At 40.6% G+C, this 6,438-nt stretch carries 8 protein-coding genes; 4 read left to right on the top strand and 4 right to left on the bottom strand.

The window, feature by feature from the left end; genetic code table 11:
- Positions 1-384: aldehyde dehydrogenase family protein (locus F6K57_RS22955; RefSeq protein ID WP_293070833.1), on the top strand; the 384-nt coding region annotated here is incomplete at its 5' end.
- 30 nt (positions 385-414) lie between these two features.
- Here the strand turns inward: F6K57_RS22955 and F6K57_RS22950 are convergent.
- From F6K57_RS22950 to F6K57_RS22940, 3 genes are all read right to left on the bottom strand, one after another.
- Positions 415-561 (bottom strand): hypothetical protein, encoded by a 147-nt coding sequence (locus tag F6K57_RS22950; RefSeq protein ID WP_293018678.1) that lies wholly within the window; start codon positions 559-561, stop codon positions 415-417.
- 123 nt (positions 562-684) lie between these two features.
- Positions 685-1,650, bottom strand: coding sequence for a hypothetical protein (locus F6K57_RS22945; RefSeq protein WP_293070831.1), 966 nt, complete (start codon positions 1,648-1,650; stop codon positions 685-687).
- Positions 1,651-2,373: 723 nt separating this feature from the next.
- Entirely contained in the window at positions 2,374-2,982 is a 609-nt protein-coding gene (locus F6K57_RS22940) for a hypothetical protein (RefSeq protein WP_293070829.1), read from the bottom strand.
- A 623-nt stretch (positions 2,983-3,605) separates the two neighbouring features.
- On the opposite strand from F6K57_RS22940, the gene F6K57_RS22935 reads away from it, so the two are divergent.
- The 3 genes from F6K57_RS22935 (at position 3,606) to F6K57_RS22925 (ending at position 6,063) form a co-directional block, all read left to right on the top strand.
- Entirely contained in the window at positions 3,606-4,139 is a 534-nt protein-coding gene (locus F6K57_RS22935) for a DUF1295 domain-containing protein (RefSeq protein ID WP_293070835.1), read from the top strand.
- Between the two features lie 128 nt (positions 4,140-4,267).
- Positions 4,268-5,893: a glycosyltransferase family 39 protein gene (locus tag F6K57_RS22930; RefSeq protein ID WP_293070827.1), complete on the top strand. Its 1,626-nt coding sequence runs from the start codon at positions 4,268-4,270 to the stop codon at positions 5,891-5,893.
- Between the two features lie 20 nt (positions 5,894-5,913).
- On the top strand, positions 5,914-6,063 hold the full coding sequence (locus tag F6K57_RS22925) for a hypothetical protein (protein WP_293070825.1): 150 nt from the start codon (positions 5,914-5,916) through the stop codon (positions 6,061-6,063).
- A gap of 61 nt (positions 6,064-6,124) precedes the next feature.
- Here the strand turns inward: F6K57_RS22925 and F6K57_RS22920 are convergent, their stop codons facing one another.
- Positions 6,125-6,430, bottom strand: coding sequence for a helix-turn-helix transcriptional regulator (locus tag F6K57_RS22920; RefSeq protein WP_293070823.1), 306 nt, complete (start codon positions 6,428-6,430; stop codon positions 6,125-6,127).
- Positions 6,431-6,438: the final 8 nt, after the last annotated feature.

The following is a 6,438-nucleotide window of genomic DNA, read 5'->3' as shown; positions in this document are numbered from 1 at the left end:
GTTATCTTTAAAGATATCTCCCCCAAGGCCACCATTGCCCAAGAAGAAATCTTTGGTCCAGTAGTAGCAGTAATGGCCGCAAAGAATTTCCAAGAAGCCCTTGATATAGCCAACAGTACCAACTATGGGCTCACCGGAGGCTTATATTCTCGCACTCCATCCCATATAGAACAAGCCTCAGCCGAGCTTGAGGTCGGTAATCTATATATCAACCGCAATATTACCGGATCCATAGTATCACGGCAACCGTTTGGTGGGTTCAAGATGTCTGGAGTAGGGTCAAAAGCAGGAGGTCCCGATTATCTAGTCCAATTCCTCGAACCCCGTACTATTACTGAAAATATCCAGCGACAAGGCTTTGCCCCCATTGAAGGCATGGAATAGTTTCTAGGTAAGCTATCAGCGTGTCGCGTATCAGCTATCAGCTAATGCTTCACAGGCTAGAAGCCTGTGCCACGCTACTTGAGGTGCTATCAGCTTATGTGCGTCACAGCGTCGTTCGCACAGCGTGGCCAAACGCGCCCCGCGTGGCCTAAAGGCCAAGGCCAAAGCCTGTGCCACAAAGCTGATAGACTTTTCTCGAGACTTTCAATTCTCATTAATTTATCAATATTAAATTCTCCCAAATGAAGTTTATTTTAAGCTGACCGCTGACCGCTGACCGCTGACCGCTTACTTATGAACTTAGTAGGAAATTCCTCGATATCGCTTTTTAGACTTTTTTCGAACAAACCCTTTATCATCCGTCTGTAACTGGGATTCCGGTAACTCGATTAACATAGCTTCCACTTCATAGACAATCCCTCGATATTTTTTTTTAAACACCCGTTTACCAGATTGCTTAGTAATTTGCTGACCACTAGGATTCAGGTCGCCCTCAGCTTTTGGTGTATTAGAACTCTTGCAAAAGTAATTTTCTGATAGTGTTTGCGTCAATTCTTCTCCACTGTTCCCTGTTCCCTGTTCCCTGTTTCCGACTTCTGCAAGAAGTGTATTGTTCTGGTCACTGACTGCTGTCTCAGAAACCACTTTCTCCTTGCAAAAGTAATTTTCTGATAGTGTTTGCGTCAAATCTTCTCCACTGTTCCTTGTTCCCTGTTCCCTGTTTCCGACTTCTGCAAGAAGTGTATTGTTCTGGTCACTGACTGCTGTCTCAGAAACCACTTTCTCCTGATCGAGATTACCAGTAGGTACTTTTGGAGTTGCAGGGGAATCAGATTCTGTCGAATTGTGCCAGTCTCCGGGGTTTTGAGTTATGATTGGAGTTTCTGAAGATGTTTCAGATTTTGACAGTGAATCAGGTAAATCTGATACAGGGAGTTGGTTATGATTTGTGGTTGGTTCACCATCAAGAGTGTCAGTAACTCTCCCTTCCGGTTGGGGGCTATTGATTGGTGAAGCAGAAGCTTCATCGGTTAAACTCACCCCTTGTTGCTCAATCCAAACCGTCAGATAATGCGGATTTTCTAAAACTAAATACAGAGGCCGAAATTCCTCAGAGATTTCGCAACTACAAAGCTTTAATGATTTTTGATAAGCATTTGGAGAAATATCAAAACCTCTAGTGAATATTTTATTTTGGAAAATAATTGTAGATTCATCGAGCCACTGAATCTCTTGATTAATCTTTTCTCGATCAATTATTAACATTTGGGTAGTTTACCCCCTACTTGATCTATTTTTGGAAATAGCTGGTGAGATTGTGGCAATTTTGCTCTGGAAGTGTCAACAGAAAAATGTAGTCAATTGCGTCGCAGATTTGGCTACATCCTTGACCCAATATACTTAAAATTTATCTAATGCTGGGATTTTGGGCATCGAGCTGGAGTCTTGCCCAGTCAATTAACGGTTTCACGCCTATGTGGGTAAAGATCAAGTATTTAGGATGGACTAAATCTGGTATACCAATCTATCACAAATAAATTTAATTGTCAACCATAAAATGTAGCTAGTTTTACAATTAACCCAACCTTCCTTGTCTCCTCTTGCAGAAATCCCTACATTTCTGTCTTGGTAATTGGGGCTCTAATCACTATATACTCCGTTCAAATAATTAGTTAAGCAAGTACACAAAACTTTTCCCACTTCCGACTTCCCACTTCTGACTTGCCTACTCCCTACTGCCGCGCAACCCAGGACGAAAGTCCCTCAACCATCTGATTTTCTACAATCAAACTTATAGCATTCGCCAGGGCAGTTAGGACATGAAAAAAGTCTCAAACCTAAATAAGCGCAAGAGTTTGACTTCTGACTTCTGACTTCTGACTTCTGACTTCTGCTATAGACGGTTTTTGAGCCAATTCGTGAGGGAGATAACTGTGATTTCGGTAGCTGGGTCAAGACATGTTGCTCCTGGTAATAAATCCCTCGATATTACTTTTTAGACAGCCGTTTAAGAGATTGCTTAGTAATTTCCTGAAACCTAGGATGCAGGTGGAACTCAGATTCCGGAATCTCTTGCTCCTGATTGAGATTACCAGTAGCTAATTTTGGAGTTGCCGGGGAATAATATTCTGTGTGATTGTACCAGTATCCAAGGTTTTCAGTAACTATCGAAGCTTCGGAAGCTGAAATATCTTCGGGGAGTGAATCAGGTAAAACTTCCCTAGGAAACTGGTTAGGATTTCTGGATTGTTCACCATCAAAATATCTGGGATTTTCCCCTTTAGATATAGCTGCCATTAGTGGTAACGAATCCGTGGATTTAGGTTGATCACTATTTATTGGTGAACTATAAACTTTGTTAGCTAAACTTACCTCTTCTTGCTCAATCCAAATTGTCAAATAATGCCGATGTTCTACAAGCAAATACAAAGACGAATATTCATCAGATATTTGGGAACGACAAAACTTGAATGCTTTTTGATAAGCCTTTGGGAAAATATCAAACCATTTAGTGAATAGTTTATTCTGGAAAATAATTTGAGATTTATCCAGCAATTCAATTTTTTGAGTGGTTGCTTCTTTATTAATGAGAAACATAACATTGTTTAATTGCTTGACTTGAGTAAACCTGAACTATTGCGTTTCCTAGTAAGCTTGAGGTAAATCTAAATTTTATTTCTTGCTTCCTGCTCCCTAATCCCTGCTCCCTAAAACTAAAGAGGAAAGTACCTCACCCGATGGAGAACTGCTATAGGGTTTCTAAAGGTGCGCTTGACCCATTAAGAATTAAATTAGCCAAGGTCAAGCGCACCTTGTATTGATGCAGTCGCTCATGGGAGAAACCCCCTTTTGTGGCGCTGCATCGCTAAGTAACTTATGGGCTGAAATTATTACCCAGTAATGATTTTAGCTTGCCGGTTACCCCCCCAGAGGCTCTAGTTAATCATAAATTATAATGGCATCAATTATAATAATGGTATCAATTATAGTATTTTTAAGATAAATTACTGAGGAATACGCGAATTCTCTTAAGAAGATACCCTGATAACAAGTATTTATTTATACAAGTCTGTTAGTATTATTCTTGATTTATCCGTTATTGTTTATGAAATCAATGATAGATATCAGTATCATTACGGTAGTGATATCACCTTTAATAGAAGTCGTCGTATTAAATTAATTTTGACTAGATAAATTACAAATTATAAAACTATAAAGTGATGTGGCTACTCAAAGACCGTATCTATCCAGACAAGCAGTGGGAGCAAGAAATACCGATTGGCATCGGAATTCTTGGCTTCGGAATACTAATGCTCTACTGGGTTGCTCCCTTTATTCTGATCAGCAGTGGTTCTCAGCCTCCCTTACCCCTCGTAGCTGCTGCCATTTCCATTAATGTCATGGGAGTCTTTCTACACTATGCCAGTGATGCCCAGAAATACTATACTCTCAAGTATCGTTCTGGATTAATCACAGAAGGATTCTTTGCTCGCTGTCGAAACACAAACTACTTGGGAGAAATCCTGATCTACTCTGGTTTTGTCATGCTAGCTCAGCACTGGCTACCCTTTGTAATTTTGGCAGGTTTTATGGCAAGTATATTTATTCCCAATATGCTCAAAAAAGATAAGTCTCTCTCCCGCTATCCAGAGTTTGCTGACTACAAAGCTAATTCTGGACTACTACTACCACAGCTATTTTTAGCTACTACTTCCAATCCCAAAGATACAGATTTTGCCCAAAAAACCAGGTAGTCATAAATTATAGCATTTCTCAATTCGGTGAAGTACAAAGCCCTGGGTTGTAGGGAGTAGGGAGTAGGGAGTAGGGAGTAGGGAGTAGGGAGTAGGGAGTAGGGATTAGCCAAGCACCCATTGAAGATATGACCAAACCATCTAAGCAGTGTTTTTCCCTAAGATGGCGATTTTTGATTATCGTCCTTTTACTGCTAGGAATCTTCTTCCGCTGCTTCAATCTAAACCATAAAATCTACTGGCACGATGAGGTTTATACTTCAATTCGGAGTTCTGGCTACACCGGAGATGAAGTAATTAAGGAAGTTTTTGATGGTAGGGTAATTGGTGTTGAAGACTTACAAAAGTATCAGCATCCCAATCCTGAAAAAAACTTAGGGGATACTATTAATGCCTTAACTACAAACCCAGAACATCCACCCCTATATTATTTAATGGCCCGGTTTTGGCGGCAGCTATTTGGTGCTGCTGTCAATAACCCTAGGGGTTTATCTGTTCTGTTTAGCCTGCTGGTTTTACCAGCTATCTATTGGCTGTGCTTAGAATTATTTGAATCCCCTTTAGTGGGATCGGTAGCTGTGGCACTTTTAGCGGTATCTCCCTTTCATGTGCTCTACGCTCAAGAAGCACGGGAATATAGTCTATGGACATTGACTATTATCCTATCTTGTGCGTCTCTGTTGCGAGCTATCCGGAAAACTAAGGATAGTACAAAAGTAACAAGCTACCTCTGGTCATGGGTAATCTATGCTATCACCTTGGCACTTAGTCTTTACACGTTTCTATTTTCTATATTTGTGGCTATTGGACATGGAATTTATGTGTTTATAATAGAACGGTTTCGCTTTAATAAAACTCTTATTGCTTATTTGATATCATCTGGTGCCGGGTTTCTAGCCTTTTCCCCTTGGTTAGTTGTGGTGGTTATTAACTTAGCTATCATTCAGCATAAAACCCATTGGACAACTATTCAAGTTCCTTTATCATTTTTGGTAAAAATCTGGGGTATAAACCTCAGTTTGATATTTTTTGATATTGGAATACCACTGGAGCATCCATTTACCTATATAATCCCACCAATTTTAGTGAGTTTTGTGGGATATGCAATTTATTTTATCTGTCGTTATACTACCCCGCGAGTTTGGTTACTGGTTTTAACGTTAATCCTTATTACTGCATTAGGGTTAATTTTACCGGACTTAATTTGGGGAGGACGACGTTCAGTGGCGAGTCGGTATTTTCTACCTTGCTATATCGGAGTGCAGCTGGCTGTTGCTTATCTAATTACTATGTCCATAACTGGGTCGATAACTGGATCTCTATCCAGGGCTAATTTAATGGCTAATTTAAGAAGACAGAAAGTCTGGAAAGGAATAGTAGCTGTGTTGCTTACAGGGGGAGTTATCTCTTGTGCTATTAGTTCCCAAGCAGAAATCTGGTGGAACAAGCAAGTTGGAGGTAACAATCCTACTATCGCTAGAATAATTAATAAAGCTGAGCGACCTCTGGTAGTTAGCAATGTTTCTTCCGTGAATCCTGGGGATGTGATTTCTCTTAGTTATTTATTAAATCCTCAGGTAAAACTTCAGTTAGTCATTCCCCCTACTATTCCCGATATTCCTCAAGGGTTTAGTGATGTGTTTCTATTTTATCCATCTGATCATTTGCAACAAGGACTTGAGGAAAAGTATAGTACTAAGATAGAGTGGTTTGATGAGTCGAGTGTCAAGCCCCTCGGTAAGTTAAGGCTTTAAGTATAGCGGTTTTAAATTAGGTGAGATACAAATCTTTCTTTGGGTTTACGGGAACAGCGGATCTGGGAATCGGGAATCGGGAATCGGAACCCACCCCTAACCCCTCCCAGGAGGGGAACGGGAATCGGGAATCGGGAATCGGTAAGATAGAAAAAATCCTGTGTAACTGATTAGGATAGAAACCGCTATCTTATAATTTAAGCAGTTAATAATTGGGTAAGCTATCAGCTATCAGCTATCAGCTATCAGCTTATGGATCGCGATCGCTACCCGGTGATTCAGAGCGCGAGCGATTTTTTGCAACATCGAAAGGGACTGTCCCTCATAATCAGCATCTTCAAGTCGTGCAATCACAGGCTGCTTTGTACCTACAAGTTCTGCAAGCTGTTTCTGGGTTAACCCCGCTTTTGTTCTGGCTTCATAAATCAACTGTGCCACCTCTGCATTAAGAGAAGCTTCTGCTATCATTCCCTCCATTTCGGGGTCGGTACGAATCTTCTTGTCAATGATTTTAATGGCATCGCAAGTCTTCGCCATCTTCTTCC

Source organism: Moorena sp. SIO4A5, from assembly GCF_010672005.1.
Taxonomy (GTDB): Bacteria; Cyanobacteriota; Cyanobacteriia; order Cyanobacteriales; family Coleofasciculaceae; genus Moorena.
The sequence above is the reverse complement of the archived record's forward strand: the minus strand, read 5'-3'. Positions and strand labels throughout refer to the sequence as shown.

Bases quoted from the DNA above. Each gene is read 5' to 3' on its own strand.
- F6K57_RS22920 (WP_293070823.1), bottom strand. From the start codon at position 6,430: ATGGCGAAGACTTGCGATGCCATTAAAATCATTGACAAGAAGATTCGT.
- F6K57_RS22940 (WP_293070829.1), bottom strand. From the start codon at position 2,982: ATGTTTCTCATTAATAAAGAAGCAACCACTCAAAAAATTGAATTGCTG.
- F6K57_RS22945 (WP_293070831.1), bottom strand. From the start codon at position 1,650: ATGTTAATAATTGATCGAGAAAAGATTAATCAAGAGATTCAGTGGCTC.
- F6K57_RS22935 (WP_293070835.1), top strand. From the start codon at position 3,606: ATGTGGCTACTCAAAGACCGTATCTATCCAGACAAGCAGTGGGAGCAA.
- F6K57_RS22930 (WP_293070827.1), top strand. From the start codon at position 4,268: ATGACCAAACCATCTAAGCAGTGTTTTTCCCTAAGATGGCGATTTTTG.